Here is a 19,010-nt window from a genome sequence, read left to right on the forward strand (position 1 = left end):
TGCATCTTGATCTGCCTTCAGCCCGCTTTCGCGGACTGATGTTGCATATCGGGGAGGATGTTGAGAAGGAGGCGGATTGTTTTGCCTCTGCGCTCTTGATCCCCGGGATTCAATGAAAAAGAAGAAACTCACGTTGCTTCTCTTCTGGCCTGCATGCAGAAACGACGATCAAATCTGATTTATCCTCAGCATAATAAAAAAGCGCCTCGACTGAGGCGTTCGTCATAAGCTCCACAGGCATACAAATCCGAAGGTGTAGCTCGCGGTCACCGAGAAATTACGCGGTCCACCGTAGACCACTGAGCTGGCTACATTGGTGTCATACTCGTTGTCGAGCAGGTTATTGAGGTTGCCTTGCAGCGACAGATTCCTGTTCACCTGATAACGAGCAAACAGATCCACCAGCGTAAAGCTGCCCTGACGGGTCCGCCATATGCCATTGCCTTCCGGACCACCGACGTCATGCCAGACGCGCATTTGCCCGTTCACGCCGCCACCCAGCGTCAGCAGCTGCAGCATCGGCAGGCGATAGCTGCTGAACAGGTTAAAGCTGGTCTGCAGCAGTTGCGGATTAAAGGTGCTGCCATCGCGGTTTTCGGCAACATAGCGCGTGCTGCCAACGGTCATCTGCAGCGTGGTGTTATTCTGCTCTTCTTCACCGTCTGGCGTTTCACGGTTCAAGTTGGTGGAACGCGCGCCGAAAATCAGGTGCAGCGGGTCAGCGAGCGACAAGCGGGTCGCCATATAAGTCGACTTCTGGCGAGCCAACGGGGTATCACTGGCGGGCTGACGCGGCGTCCAGACGGATTCCGCATACTGGCCGTTGAAGGCGTTGTAGTTACCCAGCGATGCTGAAGAGATGTCCTCAAAGGTGCTGAAGTACTTGTTATCCTGACGGGTATAATTGACGCCCACCATCAGCTCATGCTGATGTCCCAGCAGTTCATAAGGTCCGCAGGCAAAGGCATCGACCGCATCCACTTTGCGTTTACCGGTGTTGTAGCTGTAGAGATAAAACCTAAGCAACTGATACTACACGGTTATTTATAATCAGGTATGATTTTCTTCTAACTTTTATACGATTTTTTAATCATTTGAGATCAAGTAGTTGCTCATGGTTTTGCAGAAAGCACATTGCTTAGTTGATGAACATAAAAAAAGTTTGAACTTTTCTTAAATGTTAATAGCAATAACAATCATTTGCATTTAGTATGCTTGCGCTTACTGAAATTTACCAAAGTTGCCAAAAAGATTTAGCAAGGCTTGGGTGAATGTTTAAGTCAAGAATATTAATTAAATGAAGAGGTTATGGCATGTCTTTCACCCGGGTTAATGCAGAATCTAATCGTGGCGGCAAGTCTCAGCTAACAAGAAACACCACTTTTGCTTTCTCAGTCATAGCGCTGATGGTAGGTAATGCGTTGTTTAGCAGCAGTACAAATGCAGCTGAGCTTTCTGATAACAGAAACGCATCTTCAGAACAGACCCTAACGGTTACTGCAGATGAAGCCGTTACTCCAGCCACATTGGCTGAACAGTCTTATACTGTTCCAGCAACGCGTGCTGGGACTAAACTGAACTTAACCCAGCGTGATATTCCGCAGTCAGTCAGCACGCTGACTGAGCAGCGCATCAAAGACCAGAACCTGCAGAACGTTGGTGATGCTTTGGCGAACGTTACTGGTATCTCAGCCTCACAAAATGACTCTGAACGTGTAGACTTCTATTCACGTGGTTTTTACGTCAACAATTACACCTATGATGACATCCCTTCTACTCAAACGGGTATGTGGAACTTTGGTGAAACTGACGGCGATTCCGCAATTTATGAGCGCATTGATGTTGTCCGCGGCTCTACAGGTTTAATGACTGGCACAGGTAATCCGGGTGCTGCCATAAACATGATTCGCAAGAAAGCTGACAGTAAAATTTTTACAGGTAATCTCTCGACAAGCTATGGCAGCTGGGACAATCAGCGCTATGTTGCCGACCTATCAGGGCCACTTAATGACGCCGGCACGCTGCGCGGTCGTGTGGTGACGGGTTATCAGGATCAAGACAGCTGGGTTGACCGTTACCATAAACGTAAAAAGTTCCTATATGCCACAGTGGCGGCAGACCTCAGCGAAAATACGACGCTTGACCTGGGGTACGACTATCAGTCACGTAATACAGAGGGTCCGACATGGGGTGGCCTGCCAACCTGGTACAGCAACGGGAGCAAAATTCATTACGATCGCAGCGACAATCCATCAGCCGACTGGACGCATTACAATATTCTGTCCCGTAAGGTATTTGCGAACCTGACAACAAACTTTGATAACGGCTGGCAGACACGTATCAATGGCACTCATAGTGAATCAGACTTTGATAGTAAGTTACTGTATGTCGAAGGTTATCCTGACCAGCAAACTGGAATACTGAATACTGCAGGATATGGATATGCGGGTTGGTACAAGGGTGTGCGCACGCAGACAGCTATAGACGCTTATGCCACTGGCCCATTTGAGCTATTGGGAAGGCAACATCAATTAGTGGCTGGCCTGGATTATAGTCGCCAACGCAACAAATATATCTATTCCTCTGAGATAATGTCACCGGCCCAGATTGGAAACTGGAATGAGTGGTCGGGTAACATTGATGAACCCCAATGGCCAGCTTGGGCATTATCCTCGGAAGACACAATACGCCAGAAATCTGCATATACAGCAGCCCGTTTTTCCCTTGCCGATCCCCTTTCCCTTATTCTGGGAGCACGCTATACCCAGTATAGTGCGAATGGCACATCTTCCAATATGGATAAGAATAACATTACTCCATATGGCGGCCTTGTTTATGATATTAACGAAACCTATTCTGCCTTTGCCAGCTACACATCAATCTTCCAACCTCAAACTTATCGAGACCAGCAAGGCAATTACCTAAAACCTGTCACTGGAAAAGATTATGAAACTGGAATCAAAGGCGATTGGGAAGACGGTCAAATTACATCGAGCCTTTCTGTGTTCCGTATTGAGCAGGATAATCTCGGCCAGATCCAAAGCGAGACCTACGTAAATAATAGTAGCGAGAATGCATACAAATCATCTAAAGGCGTTGTAAGTCGCGGTGTTGATTTTGAAATAAATGGTGCTGTTACTGAAAATCTAAAGATGACTTTTGGTGCAACTCGCTATGTTGCTAAAGATGCTTCTGGAGATCGTTCAAATCCCTATATGCCACAAACCAGCTTGAAGCTTTTCACGAGCTATAACCTTCCCATCCTTCGTGAGTTGACTGTAGGTGGAGGTATAAACTGGCAAAACCGGACTTATAAAGAAGCAATTAACCCTTCAGGTGAAACCGAACGCGTTTACCAGGGTAGTTATCCTATTGCTAACCTGTTTGCGCGTTATCAAGTTAACAAAAACCTTTCTGTCCAAGGTAATGTTAAAAACATTTTTGACCGAGAATACAATACTGACCCATCAGGTGGCGTTGCATTCAACGAGCCACGAAATTATTCAGTCAGCCTGAATTACAATTTCTAACTTTATAAAATAACCCTTTAGCCCGGCAAACCACGCCGGGCTTTTTTATGCATCCAGAACATCGATTGCATTCATGCGATTTTGCAATTCATTGATTAAATCATCGCGTCTTTGAATTGCCTCTTTGACATCAATAAGAACATTGAGCATGTCAGCCATAATAGCCCTGTCAGAAACACCCATGATTGCTGCTCCGGCTGAATCAGTCGAAGAGACGTTCCACAGTGACCAGGGTAGCCACTCTACGAGCAGGCAGTTCCGGCAGTTACTGTGGCGTTATCGGATCAGGAAGAGTATGAACCGATGCGGAAACTATAGGGATAACAATCCGATGGAACGCTTCTTCAGGAAGTCTGAAAAACGAGGGGGTGTCGGTGACAGGTTATATAAACTTTAGCGATGTAGCTCTAGCGATCACAGACTATATCGTCGGGTATTACAGCTCGCTAAGGTCACATGAATATAACGGTAGGTTACCCCCAAACGAATCGGAAAGCCGATACTGGAAAAACGCTAAAGCAGTGGCCAGTTTTAGTTAACCCCTACAGGATGCTTCAGGAATTAGGTGGGGTGAGAAAACACATCCGACTTTCCACGAGCCAAGGTCTTTGTCTGAAAGGCGATATTGGGCGCAGGATATCAACACTGAAACCTTGGCAGGCTATTCAAGTCAAAAAATGACAGATAATTAAATGATGACCGGAACTCTGGCTGGAAAAAGCTGGCTATTTAATATGCGGTTTTGCAGAAGAGGCTTTATGGTTACGGAGACACAAAAACTTTAATATTTATTTTACTTTAGAAATATAAAGTTAAAATACGCTATCATTTCAATGGAACGGCGTAATTCACACAGCAACGATAAGATCCAGCAAGGCGGAGCGGAATGGGCGTTGCCGAGCAGACGCGCCCGTAATACTGGGGTGCTGAAGTTCGAAAGCGTTCATTAATTCATCAATTATATTAATGTTTTTTATGCTGCCACTCTCACGACCATGCATCCTGCGGACATCGCTGCCCTGCTTTTGGTTTGAGTAACCAGATACCCTTCCGTGAGCGCCTGCGCACGGGTGTGATGAATGCCTGAAGCAAATGAGAAATATACGCATTGCGATTACCATTGCAAGATGTTGTTAACAAATAATGCGAATTTTTTAGGAAATCGTCTGCCCCCTGACAGGATGCAGCATTGTAAGACATGCAGAAAAGTGCGTATGTGCGTAAGTGTGCCTGCAGATTTAACAGAGAAGCGCAGATGCCGTTTCGCTTTCAATAATTATAAAATTCTGCGATACCCCATCATTGAACCGAAGTTGTCTACTTTTATGCCACAATAGCCGCCTTAGCCCTTTTATTTCCTTATTTAACACCAGATATTGCAGGAATTCGTACATGCGCAAAATTTCTACTCTTAAAGCGCTGATGATGACGACCACCATTTTCAGTGTTTTTTCAGCTTCTTCCGCCACGCTTGGTCAGAATGTGAGCGCAGGCTGGGAAAATTTCAGTGATAAAGTCGCCACAACCTGGCAGCAACCTGAGGGTATCGATTTTTATCTGCCCGCGATTACCTGGCATAACCGCGCCACTTACGATCGGGAACATATCAATAAATATAATGAAAGACCCTGGGGTGCGGGTGGCGGTATCTCCCGCTACGATGAGAAAGGTAACTGGAACGGCATCTACCTGATGGCATTTAAGGACTCCTTTAATAAATGGGAGCCCTTTGGTGGCTATGGCTGGGTGGCGACATGGCGTCCGCTGGCCGATCAGAATTTTCACTGGGGCGCGGGTTACACGGCGGGTGTTACGGCCCGACATAACTGGAATTATATTCCGGTGCCCGCTTTACTGCCTCTGGCCTCCATCGGTTATGGCGATCTTGATTTCCAGATGACCTATATTCCCGGCACCCATAACAACGGTAACGTCTATTTTGCCTGGCTGCGCTACCACTTCTGATTGCGAGAGAATGACAGACGTTAGCGCGACATCGCCATAACGGAGAGATCGCCCAGCGTAAGGGTTTCGCCATCGTAGCGATGTCGCAGCAAATGATAACTTTCGCACTCTATAATCTGTTCAATCGCTGCGGAAAAGGTATCCATGGCGCTGCGCATCTGGCTCAGATAGTCATGGGTGTCATAGACCCGGTCGATTCCTTCCAGCGCATGGTTCATGATTTTACGGGCGACATCATTAGGCGTGTCGAGCGAAGAAAGTTTAGAACGTGCGGTCCGGCGCAGGTCGCGCGGCGTAAAAGCCTCCAGCCCCAGTCCACGTGGGGCGCGGATCATCCGGCGCAGTGCCTGATTTAATGCGCCCTTTGACAGCGGCTGCTGTGGGTCACGGGGGGAGGGAACCAGCCAGGGTGAGTCGGGATCGGCGACACTCAGCAATGCTTCGATACACTGACGCATCAGCGGTGAAATGGGCAGCACATGTTCCCGCTCAGATTTATTGCGTGTGCCCTGCATCCATAAACCTAACTGCAGATCGAATTCCGCTTTCTGCGCCTGCACAATTTCATCCGGACGGCGGGCGCTCACCAGACATAAACGCAGCGCCCAGCGCGCCTGTTCAGATAACGCCCAGTTATCCAGCCCGTGCCAGAAGACCCATATTTCGGCATCGGTGAGTTGCCGACTGCGAGGCGGCGTAGCGCGACCGGCGACATCCCTTTTTTTCATTGAAGCGATAGGTGAATGTTCGAGATAGCCCTGCATCTCAGCCCAGGCGAGAAATTGTTTAGTCAGGGCGAAAACCCGACGCGCCTCCTCTTTTTTACCGTCGGCGATCAGAATGTTGTACAGCCGGTTGAGGCGTAAACGGTTGAGCATTTTGAGTGGCTGCGAACCAATGTTGGGCAGGACATGTTTCAGTAACGAGGAGATGGCGATCTCAGGACGACGCCGACTCATCAGCAGCGAGAGTTTTACCCAGACCTTCATCACCTGCTCTACCGTGCCTTCATCGCCAAAATTATCCAGTTCGCCCAGTGAGGCGGTTTTAACCTGCTTAAGCCAAATCAGTACATGGCGACCCACATGGGCTGATCGGTCGGCGGTGACTCTCTCGTTGGTTTTCACATTTCTGCCCAGTATCACCCTGAAAGGGACCATTTTAACGACTGACTGTCTATGACTCCAGACCTGATAAGTCTGGAGTCATAATGACGCATTCTGAAGCAATCAGCAGATTTTTCTGGTGTGTAACCCAAGGCCACAGACAGGTAAATGGCCATTACCTGCGGCCTCTCATCAAAAGGGTAAATAAATAGCCCAGTGGCAGGGAATGTAAAGGTGGCTTACCGAGATATACAATGATAACTATTATCATTATCATACGCATTTGCTTACAAACCTTAATAATTCAGGGAGATTTTCTAAGTGAATGTAACTATGCGTGTCCATAAGCGTCCTGTGGCGCTGTTACTGGCCGGTTTGTTGAGTACTACTGCTAACGGCGCTAATCAGGAAGAGACGGAAAAGTTGGCTGATGATGAAACGATGCTGGTCACTGCTGAACAGGAATTGAAACAGCAGCCCGGCGTTTCGGTGATTACCTCGCAGGACATTGAAAAAAACCCGCCGGTCAACGATCTCTCCGACATCATCCGCAAAATGCCGGGAGTTAATCTAACCGGTAACAGCGCCAACGGTGTGCGTGGCAACAATCGTCAGATCGATATTCGTGGCATGGGGCCGGAAAATACGCTGATTTTGATCGATGGCGCGCCTACCACCTCACGCAATTCAGTGAGATATAGCTGGCGTGGCGAGCGTGATTCCCGTGGTGACTCTAACTGGGTGCCACCAGAAATGGTTGAGCGGATTGAAGTCATTCGTGGACCCGCGGCTGCCCGTTACGGTTCCGGCGCGGCCGGTGGCGTGGTTAACATCATCACCAAACGCCCGACTAACGACTGGAGCGGGTCGCTGTCACTCTACACCAACCAGCCGGAAGATGATAAAGAAGGGGCAACCCGACGCGCCAACTTCAACCTGAGTGGCCCACTGGCGGGTGATGCCCTGACGATGCGGCTCTATGGGAATATTAATAAAACCGACAGTGATGCTTTCGACATTAATCAGTCGCACAACGGTTCTGGCGCAGCGGGTCGTGAAGGCGTTCGCAATAAAGATATAAATAGTGTGCTGTCGTGGAAGATTACGCCATTACAGGTGCTGGATTTCAGCTACGGATACAGTCGTCAGGGCAATATTTACGCCGGTGATACCCAGTACAGCAATGGTGCCGGTAATGCGCTGATCGAATCTCTTGATGGATCGGAAACCAACCGTCTTTATCGTCAGACCTGGGGCCTCGCTCATAATGGCATCTGGGACTGGGGACAATCGAAACTCACTTTTAACTATGAAAAAACCAATAACACCCGCCTGAATGAAGGCACAGCGGGTTCTGGTGAAGGGCGAATCAACAGCAACACATTTTCGACCAGCCGCTTTGAAAGTTATCGGGCTGGAGGAGAAGTGAGCTTCCCGCTGGAACTGCTTCGTGAACAGACTGTTACGCTGGGGGCCGAATGGAACCGTGATGAGCTGAACGATCCTAACTCAATGAACGGCACCAGCGCGCCAGGCGTGTCTATTAATGGTGTCAGTGGTGATACAGGCAGCCGCAACAGTAAAAACAGCGCGACGCTGAGTTCACTTTATTTTGAAGATAACATCGCCGCGACCGATAGCACGGAAGTGATCCCTGGTCTTCGCTTTGATTATCACGATACCTTTGGTGCGAACTGGAGTCCGTCGCTGAATATTTCTCAGGCTCTGGGAGAAAGTTTTACCCTGAAAGCGGGTATCGCACGCGCGTTTAAAGCCCCTAACCTTTATCAGTCCAGTGAAGGTTATTTACTGGCTACGCGGGGAAATGGCTGTCCGATCAACGTTACCCGCGGCAGTTGCTATCTGCTGGGCAATGAAAATCTGGATCCTGAAGTCAGCGTCAATAAAGAGCTGGGAATCGAGTTCAGTCAGGATGGCTATATCGCGGGCATCACCTGGTTCCGCAATGACTACAAAAACAAAATCGTCTCCGGAACAGAGGTGCTGGGTTACGCCTCCAATGGCAACAATATCCTGCAATGGAGTAACGGCGGCAAAGCGGTTGTTGAAGGACTTGAAGGCAATGTCACTATTCCGCTGGTCACTGACACGCTGGAGTGGCGAACTAACGCGACTTACATGATTGAGTCGAAGGATAAACAGACCGGAAATCCGCTGTCGATCATTCCGAAATACACCATTAACTCTATGCTGGACTGGCAGGTAACGCAGGATTTTTCTACTGCTCTGAACTGGACGATGTATGGTCGTCAGAAACCGCGCCAGTATGCGGAGTCACGCACAGAAAGCAGCGCGATGTCGAACCGTGAAGTCGGGGCTTATTCGGTATTTGGCGTCAATTTCAATTATGACATTACCAAAAATCTGCGTGCCACTGCCGGGATGAGTAACTTGCTGGATAAGCAGTTGTACCGCGAAGCAGAGGGTGCCTCGACTTATAACGAGCCGGGTCGTGCTTATTATGCGGGCCTGACCATCTCCTTCTAATCCGCATCACTGTATCAGCGCTTTCAAATGGAAGCGCTGATTATCAACGTTGGTTAACAACCTCCTTTCTACACTCTCCTCCGTTGTCCTGTTAAGGGTAAGGTCAGGCCAGGGTTGAACGAACATCCAGCAACCCAAATCGCTGAGACGACATTAAATAGTGTTATTCGGCCTGAAAAGCGTAACGCCAGGTAACTAACTTCGCGATTCCTGTATCCCGTACCACATTACGCCTCAGAGTATGGCTATGCTCTGTAGCGTTCAACATACAACTATGACTACCAGGAATTGAGTGATGAAAAAATTATCAGTAATTGTTATTGCTACCGGTCTGTTTCTGTCCGTAAATTTAGAGGCTAATGCCGAAGGATGTCTGAAGGGAGCCGCTGTGGGAGGCGTGGCAGGTCATGTTGCTCACCATGGTGTGGCCGGTGCTGCAGCGGGCTGCGCGGTCGGACATCATATGGCGAAGAAAAAACAGAAAGAAGCTGAGAAAAATCAACAGACACAGCCGGCACAGAAATAAGCTGAGGTTGTCGTGAAAAGATAATTTAGCTGATGGCCGGGCAACATTCTTGCCCGGCCATCATTTGCACGCATCGATCGGACTCGGGCATAGTTGAAAATCACTCGGAATGAAGAAACGTTATTTCCCGGATGATGACTTATGCGGGATAGCTGTCGGTTCAGGAAACAGTGCTAATACGGTGACGACAGATAACGCCCTTCCCTACTATTCATAAAGCTGCGTCTTAAATAGCAATAGAGTCCAGGCAGGCTGGATGACTTTCTCATTTTTATGACATGACCGATCAGACAATAACTTATTAAAAATTCTGGCGATTGATTACTCAAGCGCCATGACTATTACGCCAGTCATCGACCATTTCTTTCGTAATCTCTTTTTTATAACAGACAGGGGCGTATCCTCCCTGCTTGCTCCATGCACTTCGTCTGCCACAGCTACTTCCATTACGCGCAGCGTTAAAAGGACAGGCACACACGCCAGGATAGGATGCGATTGAATCTTCAATAATAAGTTTGCGGATTTGATCATCGGTTTGCTTCAAGGTTTTAGCTTCAGGCGCACCAACCCAAAATAGACACATGACCATAACCAGAGAAGCGACAATTTTGCTGTTATTCATGATTACCTCCAGAAGTGAGGAGGATAAGTTAACGCAGTGCAATCTTATGCAATCGTTCGAAAAAGAAGCGATGCCTTAGCTATTCTGACGGAATGGATTTGCACCACAAACCTGAGTTAACTGAAACCCGCCGGACCGTCCCAGGCCTGGCGGGAAGCGACCTGGATGAGATGCCGCTAAAAAGGAATATCTACGCTGGGGCGAATTCAGCAAGAATAATGGCCATTTTGAGGGTTCACACTTCATCAGGCTGGCCGGGCATGACGCTATTACAGATAGTGTTAAATGTGGAAAAGTTGTCAGAAAATGAGTGGACTGAGACTTTTTCGCCCATTTATCATGGTGAGCAATGTAAGATACTGATTGATCATTTGGGTATTCAGGCACAGACCATTTCAGACATCCATCAGAATGAATCGGCCTGAACAGACTCAACATACCCAGATTCATAGCTTACCCGCAGGGATGATGGCTACCTGTTGTAAAACTTACCCTGCCTTTTTATCAGGGCTTTCAGCTCCCGACGCTATGCTCGCCTGTTATTAACAGCAGATATTATTTTAAATGATGCTTAACGATGACCAGCACGGCATTGTTATGTAATGGACCAGAACGTTGAATAGGGTAAGCATATGTTTAATTCTGATACTGGAAAGCGTCTTTTAAAAAAACGCCCTTTATCCACCCAACCGCACAAGACCGTGCCCTCTAAGCACTCAAGCACAATCATTGTTCTTCTTCTTTTTTGTCGCCGGACAATAGTGCCCACCGCGATCACAGGGATGCCTTAACAGCAGTATTTCCGGCTTCGCTAGTGGTATTTATAAGTATCGTCCTGACAATAAAATCATTACTTTTTCTCAGATCTTCAATCTCTGGCTGAAGTTTTCCATATATCCTCATACCTTCCAGCATCATGAAAATGCTTTGTGCCATTACTCTCGCCTCTTCATCCTGACGAAAGATCCGCTGAACCTGGCCTTTAATTAATATGCACTCTAATTCGCTACGTATATGTGTGAATTTAGAGGAAACTTTAGCTTTTACCTCTTCATCACCGGGTAAAAGTTCACTGGCTGCTGCAATAGTAAAACAACCTCTTTCGCCAACAGGCGCAGATGATAACTGGGCCACAAATTCAAGTATTTCTCGCAATGCAGCTTCCGGTGACCGGTCTGCATTTGTTTTCACTGTTCTTGAAATGCCTTCGTCGATGTACCGCTGCAAAGCAGCAAGATAGATAGCCCGCTTATCTGGATAAAGTTTATAAATGCTGGCACTTGCCAGACCTGATGCTTTCATCAGGTCCGCCATAGATGTTGCCTGATATCCGTTCTGCCAGAAACATTCAAGTGCAGTGTTGAGGAACACCTCGGGATCAAATTCTCTGGGTCTGCCTGCAGCTGTTTTCATAAGTTTCTCCTGGAGTGATGACTGATTGTAGATCGATCAATCTACAATTGGAAGGTTTTGTATAAACCCTGAGTCTGAGGTCATACTTAATGCCCGGTAAAATTTGTGTGAATTCAGCCTCGCGGCGGGTGCAGGTGATTTACAGGCCGTGTTATGGCGGCGGCCGGCATTGAGTCAGAAAGGCGTGACAGTCTGGATATGGTGCAGGAACATGTAAGGATCTGATAGCAGCTCAACTTGCTTATCCTCCCGATAGGTGACAGCAATTTGATACTTTTCGCCCGCAAAGGCTTTAACTGCCTTTAAATCTTCCTAATACGTGGCCAGGAAGACATGCTCCCCTTCACCCTGCGTGTCTCTGCGAACATACGCGCCCAGACTTCCTGCCGTCCCTTATGAATGTCAACACCGGTCTTCTGCAGCTGGGTTGCAAAACCTTCTGTAGGCCGGACGGGTACACATCCGTGCAGGTTAAGACAATCACGTCGCTATCCTCATGTTGTGTAAACGTTTTAACCCTGGCATGAACTGGACGAACAGAGATTCATGAATAGGTGAGGACAATGAGATGTTCAGAAACTGCGCGCCGGCCCGTTACAGGTTTTCTTGCAACAAAAAATGCCGGAGTTCAGCTGTAACGTCTTCTGGAGCTTCTTCAGCCATGTGGTGACCGCTGGCTATCGCTATCCCCCGAACATCTGGCGCCCAGGATTTCCAGATGCCCAGTACGTCACCGTATATATCTTCCAGATCATCATATTTTGACCACAAACAGAGCGTCGGGCATTCGATCAATCGCCCATTCTGACGATCATAAAGCTCATGCTCCTTGTCTATAGTCAGACCGGCTCGATAATCTTCAATCATCCCATGTACAGTCTCCGAATCATGTATGGCTCTTCTGAATTCAATGTATTCTTCATTGCCCATGGTTTCAGGCTGGCCTCCATACCACTTGTCAGGATCGGCTAAAATTGCCCGCTCGGGTTTTTCTGGCTGCGCAAAGAAGAACCAGTGATACCACTGACGGGCAAACTTCTCATTACACCGGTTGAGCGCTTCGAGTATGGGAATGCAGTCCAGTACAGCGAGTCGTGTAATTCGCTCTGGATAATCAAGCGCGGCCCGGTAGGCGGTGTAGCCTCCTCGGTCATGTCCCACTAGCGCGAATTGCTCAAAACCTAAAAAGCTCATTAATTCAAGACAATCTTTTGCTTTTGCTCGTTTAGAAGAACCCGCGTGATTAGGCTTGTCAGCAGGTTTAGATGAGCTGCCAAATCCCCGTAAATCGGGACAAACAACGGTAAACGATTTGGCAAGTTCCGGCGCCACCTTTGACCAGGTTACGTGGGTACGGGGATGTCCATGCAACAGCAGAACCGGAGGGCCATTACCTCCATAGCGTACATTAAGCACTGCCTCCGAAAGGCTGACTTGTGTATGAGTAAATCCCTCAAACATTTTTATACCCCCCGTCATGAGTTTGGTAACAATTATAGGCTGAGGCTTGGTAATCTTTATTACAAATAACTCAATGCTGGGAACGCTAAAACAATTAAGTCCAATTTAGGGCGATTATTGGATCATTTGCGATAAATCAGTGCTGCAAGACAACTATGCCCGAAACCTGACGGGCTGAAATGAGAACGTCAAAGCGATGTAGGGGAGATATAGCCATACCGGTTCAGAAGTGTGCTTTTTCCGCTTCCGGATGGGCCGGTCAGTAAGACGAAATCGCCTTGATATAACTGCAGAGAAGCCGGTTGCAGCCGCTGACGATCCCCGACTGAAAAAAGTGATGTCCTGCACATCCAGCAGGGGTAAGTCTCTGCCCATGTTTACGTCTCAGGACCTGACAGATTGAGAGTGGTTAGGTGTTGGTATCCGTTGAAAACAGGAACTCTCCTTCTCCGACAGCATACCTGAACTGTTCTTCACAGCGCGTTGATGAAGCAGGCATGACGGGAAAGTGCATCAGACTGTAAGAGATAAGATAAGACATTTAGATGTGGCGATTCATCTTCTGGGTAAAATCGTGGTGTTAGGGTGGCCACAGGCCAACACCCGATAAGATCCTGCGCGAGTCGCCTGGCCGGTACTGTGTTTAAAGTCGGGTGGCAGATCCGCTGTCACCCGAACATTATTTGTTTTTCCCGCGGGTTAAGACCGGAGATTTTTATACTGTTTTCCCCTAAGTTTATAGGCGCGGTTCTGCTGCACAATGGCTTCGCCAATATCCGCCATCCAAATGATTAGAAACAATCTAATTCAGTAACCCCGCGCCGACATTTACTGACAGACCCAGAATAGCCAGATTAAAAATGAAAGAGATAACGGACTGCAGCAACGCCAGTTTACGCATCTCTGTGGTCCCGGTTGCCACATCCGCAGTTTGCGACGCAACCGCAATAGTGAACGAAAAGTAGAGGAAATCCCAATAGCCAGGATGCACCGTTTTTTCAGGAAACATCAGCGGACTCACGCTGTTATTCCGGTAAAGATAGTGCTGATGGGCATAATGCATCGCAAACGCGCTGGGTAACATTGCCCATGAAGCAATAAGTGTTATCGCTGTCAGCAATAAATGCAGCAGTCGCGGTGTCCCGGAGAGACTTTTAAGGGTAGGGAGTTCACTGAGAATGGCCACAATACTGACCATACACGCCACGATAACCATCCCCAGAACCAGCGCAGCACTCTGGTCCTGCTGCTGAGCAATGCGCCTGATTCCTTCCGCTCCTGTACGCAGCATGCGAAACCAGAGGATACAGAGATAGATCCAGGCCCAGACGTTCCAGCTAATCAGGAGACGCTGCATTTGCCCGAGTTGAGCAGAGAGCAGAAAATAGCACATCAGCCCGGCAGTGATAGAGAGTAGCAGACGTAAGCGTGCATAAAGCGTAGATGTTAAAGATGTCGGCATCGTAAAACCATTCTGGTTTAATCGCGGTGATATCAACTGTAGCTAAAATCGGCACAGCCATAAGAAGAGTGCTCGCCTGTTTACCGGTTAGCCAGAGCATGCTTTTCTCTGGCAAACCGGTTATCCAGCTGAATTATGCGGCCCTGGCCCGTCATCTCGCTAAGGGGTTGTTAACCGGGCGATTACGGCATCATCCTGCGTAGCGTGTCATCCCGAAGAAAATAGTGATGAAATAACGCCGCCAGCGCATGCAAACCAATTAACCAGTATCCCAGCGGAGCCAGGGTTTCGTGCCAGTCAATCAGCATACTCGCAGTGGCGGGATCAGGAGAAGTTGCGACAGGCATGTTTATCCCAAACAAGGCCCACTCTTTACCGCGCAGGTAGCGCGAGGTCAGCCCAAGAACGGGTAAGGCAACAAATAGTGCATAAATCAGCGTGTGTACCAGATGTGAGACGCCCGTTTGCCATCGCGCTACGGGCGGCGTAATCGGCGGCGTTTTTGTGCGGGTACGAAGCCAGAGACGCGCAATCATCAGGATCATGACGCAAAAGCCTGCGGTAAAGTGAGTGATCATAACCACATTCCGCTGCAAGGTTCCCTTCTCGGCCATCCAGCGCAACTCAATCGTGGCGTAGGCCACAATAATCAGCAATACCGTCAACCAGTGAAAAAGGATTTGTGAAGCACTGTATTTTTTCAGCATAGATAAACTCCCGTCACTATTTTTTCGCGTCACTATACCATTTAATTATTAGGTGTTTATGAGGAGTTTATGTGTTCATGATGACAGGCGAATCAGCAGTTCGGCCCCTAAACCGGCTGATGAATTCGGCAGTAATTGGCCCAGCCGATTGAAGGCATCAGCTTAATCTGACGGGATTGAGGATTTATCGAAAGAGTATTGGATAAACCGGTTATCAAGCGTTGATCCCACGACAAGGCAAGCTGGCATCGCCCTGCTCCAGCCGGTAGCAAAAAGCAGAGCCGTCAGCAACAGTTTGGCTGGAAGGCCGCTACCATCGACGATCACGCTTGTTAGTCGTGTTGCGATACTGTTTGCAAACCTGCCGTTGATTTCAAGGGGTGGGCTTTAGTCAAGCCGTGACGGCCAGAGTAAAAAGCTCGTGAGTTAAGACAGCGATAAATCTTAAATTTACACTCATGTTGATTCTGGATATTGACTGAAGCACAAAACTAAAGCGCTGCCTGCATCTATAAATATATTGCCCACTGGAACGATTCATCAGCCAAATGCGAGCGTTTATTTGAGATAAATCCGCCCCCCACGGCAATGACACGTTATCGCCTCGCTTATTCATAGTTCCAGCGCAAGCTGGAGTTAAAGTAACGTACGTTATCGTAACCTTAGATCTCTATATTTCTTATTCAAAAACAGTAACTTCTCCTCTGATTACAGTTGGCCTATGCTGGCTGCTCACTACGATTTGCGTCAGAGGGATCTGTTATGTTTATTGTGCCCGCATCCTACAGTGCAGAGTCTGTTCAGTGCCTATATGAAATCATCGGCATTCTCAACCTGAACGGCATATGCTGCCACGTTATCTTTGACAGTCAGGCATCCCGCGCCGCAGTGATCGAGGCGGCCGCGACAGAAGAACACGGCGAAATGCGCCATCCTGTGTTGGCTTTGCTGGAGATGGAGCGCGTCACGAGTATCAACACCCTATTGCGCATAAAATCGTTCTGGACCGATTCGGACGTGGCTCATTCAGGCGTTGAACCTGGCAGCCTGGCAAAGGCGTTATATAAAGCGCTGACCACAAAAAAACACATTACGCTGGTGGGATTGTAAAATATTCAGAAGCCCGTGCAGTGCGGGCTTTTTATTGTCTGGAGGTGATCTCCCTGCGACGTTTGAGACTCAGCGATGATGCCGGACTGGCATAAGGGGATAAGAAATGGATCGCTACCCGTTTACCGAAGTTACGCATCCGGTCGGGAAGCATTGCGCAAGCAGCAACGAGAAACAGACTGATGCCTGGTATTTTCCATGAGCCACAGTGAAGAGTCAGCCATCCAGCGATGAATTGCATTGCCAGGTGGCCCATGCCGGTTACCGGACATTACAGGTTTCTGTGAGTGCAAAGTCTGCTGGGTTATGACTATCCTTAAATGCACCTCCATTCCGATGCGTCGTCCTATCTCTGCGTCGACTCTGTACACAGGATGGTGCCATTGCCCGATTTTGATGTGTTCAATTCAGCATTAAAACCAGGTTATGTTATGGACAAAAACAGTTGCAGGCCCTGACTAATTGAACGTGTCAGAAATCTGAGCACTCCTGACGATTTCAGCCAGTTTGATTTGCTGTTGACAAAAACAGCATTGAAGCAGCCCGCAATAAGGAAATGCGCTACCCTACTGGCTACGATAAAAATCAGTCTAAGTCAGAAACCATGTCCCGTATGGCTGCTTCACAAAGAGTGATAACACCGATGCTAGTCCGCTGGAACTTCGTACATCACGCGAACGTAATGGGCGCTTTGAACCCTAACGGGTGAAGAAAACCATAGCCGGGTTATTGGCACGAATACCCGATTTAATCGTTAGCACGGTGTTACCGACCGATGCTCCGGTGAAGAAGGTCGCATGGCTGGCAGCATCAAAGAAGTGGACAATGTCCTTGCAGACCTGCCGTATGGCAATGAGTCGCTATATTGTCCCGTCCGGTGACCGCCGGGACGGTCACTACTGAGAAAAGGCATTTATACAAAATGGTGTAGCGGATCTATCAGTACAGGATACACAATGGTATCCCGTCGACATTTCACCATTTCCCCGATTTTATTTGTGCATAACGACCCGCGTCAGTTAAGGCTTAAGGATAACTTTCGTCCATCCTTCATCACGATCGTCAAAGTGCTTATATCCCATAGGCGCCTCTTCAAGCGAAAGACGGTGTGAAATGATCTCGCCCGGGCGAGCTTTACCCTGATGGATTAGGCGGGCCAATTGACGATTATAGGCTTTGACGTTCGCCTGGCCGGTACGGATTGCCTGTCCTTTAAACCAGAAACTCCCGAAATCAAAGGGCATTTTGCCTTCTTTAGCAAGGCCTGATGCAGCCCCCGGATCCTGAGGAACAAATACACCAACGACACCAATTCCTCCTGTTGCTTTCGTTGACGCAACAAGACTGTTCATGGTGACCGAGTTGTCTTCATGGCCATGTTTGTTACAGCACTGATAACCCACACATTCACAGCCACAGTCGGTGCCGCGTCCATCCGTCAGGTCGAGAATTCTTTGCACGGCTTCATCGCCGGTCGCATTGATGCCCGTCGCCCCCAGTTTCTCTGCTAAAGCCAGACGGTCTTTGTGTGTATCCACAACAAAAACCTGCGAAGCACCTTTAATAATGGCTGAGTGTGCCGCCATCAAACCCACCGGCCCCGCGCCATAAATGGCGACACTTTCACCAGGCTTTAACCCGGCGAGTTCTGTGGCATGCCATCCGGTAGGGAAAATGTCCGAGAGCATTACATAATCGTCTTCTTTTTCTGCTGCGTCAGGCGGAAGCACGAGGCAGTTAAAGTCCGCAAAGGGGACCCGAAGCAGTTCCGCCTGACCGCCCTCCCAGGGGCCCATTTCAGCAAACCCATAGGCCGCGCCAGCGGTACCGGGATTGGTGGTGAGGCAATAGCCAGTCAGACCTTTTTCACAGTTCTCGCAAAAACCACAACCGACATTGAACGGCAGACAGACGTAGTCACCCACCTTAATGCGCTCTACCCCTGAACCAATTTCGACCACTTCACCCAGGTTTTCGTGTCCCAAAATACGGCCCTGCTCAAAGCTGGTCCGACCCTCATACATGTGCAAATCAGATCCACAAATGTTAGTAGTGGTAATGCGGACAAGCACATCTGTGGGTCGGATAATTTTCGCATCCGGTACGTCTTTTACTTTTACATCATAGGGACCGTTGTAAATTACTGCTTTCATGATCGTCTCCTGCTTTCGTCCGGAAAGGAACGGCTGCCCGTGTCGGGTGAGTGTCAACTAAGCTTAGCTGTCATGACTGATAACGCGATCGAAAGCATGGCGAACGGGATTTTTCCTATCGGAATACGTTGAGACTTGCTGGCGGGGGTGATGGATATAGGCAGCCGGGAAAAGATCACACCCGGCTGTGTCCCTTAATTATCTGAGTCAGAGTAACTGTCTGTTTCCACAATATATTGAACTATGGCCCGATGATCGCGCACCGTCCGAGTGTGGCCTGTCGCAATTGCCATGTTATTGAGGGGCGCTTTAGCCGACCGAAAGAATATCACCGCAAAGCAACACGTTATGGCAAACGGCGAGAAATTATCTGGCAATGCTTGCGATGGTGAAGCGGGGCTGCATCCGGCTTTTGTATCAACGGTTAAGCAATTAAGGGAGACAGCC

At 48.5% G+C, this 19,010-nt stretch carries 15 protein-coding genes and 4 pseudogenes; 8 read left to right on the forward strand and 11 right to left on the reverse strand.

All coding sequences use genetic code 11. From position 1 onward, the window contains the following. Window positions 1–222: 222 nt before the first annotated feature. A pseudogene (locus WFO64_RS08795) lies at window positions 223–1,002 on the reverse strand (ferric-rhodotorulic acid/ferric-coprogen receptor FhuE); the annotation flags it as partial. 311 nt (window positions 1,003–1,313) lie between these two features. On the opposite strand from WFO64_RS08795, the gene fhuE reads away from it, so the two are divergent. Next, entirely contained in the window at window positions 1,314–3,530 is a 2,217-nt protein-coding gene (gene fhuE, locus WFO64_RS08800) for a ferric-rhodotorulic acid/ferric-coprogen receptor FhuE (protein ID WP_337010815.1), read from the forward strand. 45 nt (window positions 3,531–3,575) lie between these two features. Here fhuE and WFO64_RS08805 read toward each other — a convergent pair whose 3' ends face one another. After that, window positions 3,576–3,713 (reverse strand): hypothetical protein, encoded by a 138-nt coding sequence (locus tag WFO64_RS08805; RefSeq protein ID WP_337010817.1) that lies wholly within the window; start codon window positions 3,711–3,713, stop codon window positions 3,576–3,578. Between the two features lie 34 nt (window positions 3,714–3,747). Here WFO64_RS08805 and WFO64_RS08810 point away from each other — a divergent pair. Then, a pseudogene (locus WFO64_RS08810) lies at window positions 3,748–4,069 on the forward strand (IS3 family transposase); the annotation flags it as partial. Window positions 4,070–4,922: 853 nt separating this feature from the next. Further along, window positions 4,923–5,495: a lipid IV(A) palmitoyltransferase PagP gene (pagP, locus tag WFO64_RS08815; RefSeq protein ID WP_337010819.1), complete on the forward strand. Its 573-nt coding sequence runs from the start codon at window positions 4,923–4,925 to the stop codon at window positions 5,493–5,495. A gap of 20 nt (window positions 5,496–5,515) precedes the next feature. Here pagP and WFO64_RS08820 read toward each other — a convergent pair whose 3' ends face one another. After that, complete coding sequence (locus tag WFO64_RS08820; protein ID WP_442956138.1) at window positions 5,516–6,622, reverse strand: tyrosine-type recombinase/integrase; 1,107 nt, start codon at window positions 6,620–6,622, stop codon at window positions 5,516–5,518. 312 nt (window positions 6,623–6,934) lie between these two features. Between WFO64_RS08820 and WFO64_RS08825 the strand changes: the two genes are divergently transcribed. Next, window positions 6,935–9,109, forward strand: a complete 2,175-nt coding sequence (locus tag WFO64_RS08825) for a TonB-dependent siderophore receptor (RefSeq protein ID WP_337011040.1) — start codon at window positions 6,935–6,937, stop codon at window positions 9,107–9,109. A gap of 295 nt (window positions 9,110–9,404) precedes the next feature. Beyond that, on the forward strand, window positions 9,405–9,635 hold the full coding sequence (locus WFO64_RS08830) for a hypothetical protein (protein WP_337010823.1): 231 nt from the start codon (window positions 9,405–9,407) through the stop codon (window positions 9,633–9,635). A 325-nt stretch (window positions 9,636–9,960) separates the two neighbouring features. Here the strand turns inward: WFO64_RS08830 and WFO64_RS08835 are convergent, their stop codons facing one another. Then, the gene (locus WFO64_RS08835; RefSeq protein ID WP_337010825.1) at window positions 9,961–10,257 is read right to left on the reverse strand and encodes a hypothetical protein; all 297 of its coding nucleotides are present in this window, start codon (window positions 10,255–10,257) and stop codon (window positions 9,961–9,963) included. 98 nt (window positions 10,258–10,355) lie between these two features. Between WFO64_RS08835 and WFO64_RS08840 the strand changes: the two genes are divergently transcribed. Continuing rightward, window positions 10,356–10,682: a hypothetical protein gene (locus WFO64_RS08840; RefSeq protein ID WP_337010827.1), complete on the forward strand. Its 327-nt coding sequence runs from the start codon at window positions 10,356–10,358 to the stop codon at window positions 10,680–10,682. Window positions 10,683–11,031: 349 nt separating this feature from the next. On the opposite strand, the gene WFO64_RS08845 is transcribed toward WFO64_RS08840, so the two are convergent. The 6 genes and pseudogenes from WFO64_RS08845 to cybB all read right to left on the reverse strand — a co-directional run bounded on the left by WFO64_RS08845 (window position 11,032) and on the right by cybB (window position 15,300). Next, window positions 11,032–11,670 (reverse strand): TetR/AcrR family transcriptional regulator, encoded by a 639-nt coding sequence (locus WFO64_RS08845; protein WP_337010829.1) that lies wholly within the window; start codon window positions 11,668–11,670, stop codon window positions 11,032–11,034. 174 nt (window positions 11,671–11,844) lie between these two features. Beyond that, a pseudogene (locus tag WFO64_RS08850) lies at window positions 11,845–12,140 on the reverse strand (hypothetical protein). A gap of 124 nt (window positions 12,141–12,264) precedes the next feature. Then, entirely contained in the window at window positions 12,265–13,131 is an 867-nt protein-coding gene (locus tag WFO64_RS08855) for an alpha/beta fold hydrolase (RefSeq protein ID WP_337010830.1), read from the reverse strand. A gap of 188 nt (window positions 13,132–13,319) precedes the next feature. Further along, window positions 13,320–13,481 (reverse strand): ATP-binding cassette domain-containing protein, encoded by a 162-nt coding sequence (locus tag WFO64_RS08860; protein ID WP_442956139.1) that lies wholly within the window; start codon window positions 13,479–13,481, stop codon window positions 13,320–13,322. Window positions 13,482–13,933: 452 nt separating this feature from the next. Then, window positions 13,934–14,593 (reverse strand): DUF1345 domain-containing protein, encoded by a 660-nt coding sequence (locus WFO64_RS08865; RefSeq protein ID WP_337010832.1) that lies wholly within the window; start codon window positions 14,591–14,593, stop codon window positions 13,934–13,936. A gap of 182 nt (window positions 14,594–14,775) precedes the next feature. Then, window positions 14,776–15,300, reverse strand: a complete 525-nt coding sequence (gene cybB / locus WFO64_RS08870; protein ID WP_337010834.1) for a cytochrome b561 — start codon at window positions 15,298–15,300, stop codon at window positions 14,776–14,778. A 762-nt stretch (window positions 15,301–16,062) separates the two neighbouring features. Here cybB and WFO64_RS08875 point away from each other — a divergent pair. Beyond that, complete coding sequence (locus tag WFO64_RS08875) at window positions 16,063–16,410, forward strand: hypothetical protein (protein ID WP_337010836.1); 348 nt, start codon at window positions 16,063–16,065, stop codon at window positions 16,408–16,410. A gap of 1,019 nt (window positions 16,411–17,429) precedes the next feature. On the opposite strand, the gene WFO64_RS08885 is transcribed toward WFO64_RS08875, so the two are convergent. Then, window positions 17,430–18,563: a glutathione-independent formaldehyde dehydrogenase gene (locus tag WFO64_RS08885; protein ID WP_337010838.1), complete on the reverse strand. Its 1,134-nt coding sequence runs from the start codon at window positions 18,561–18,563 to the stop codon at window positions 17,430–17,432. Window positions 18,564–18,838: 275 nt separating this feature from the next. On the opposite strand from WFO64_RS08885, the pseudogene WFO64_RS08890 reads away from it, so the two are divergent. Next, window positions 18,839–18,999 (forward strand): annotated as a pseudogene (locus WFO64_RS08890) (IS5 family transposase); the annotation flags it as partial. Window positions 19,000–19,010 lie beyond the last annotated feature (11 nt).

The sequence above is a fragment of the Pantoea sp. AS142 genome (assembly GCF_037152305.1).
GTDB lineage: Bacteria > Pseudomonadota > Gammaproteobacteria > Enterobacterales > Enterobacteriaceae > Pantoea.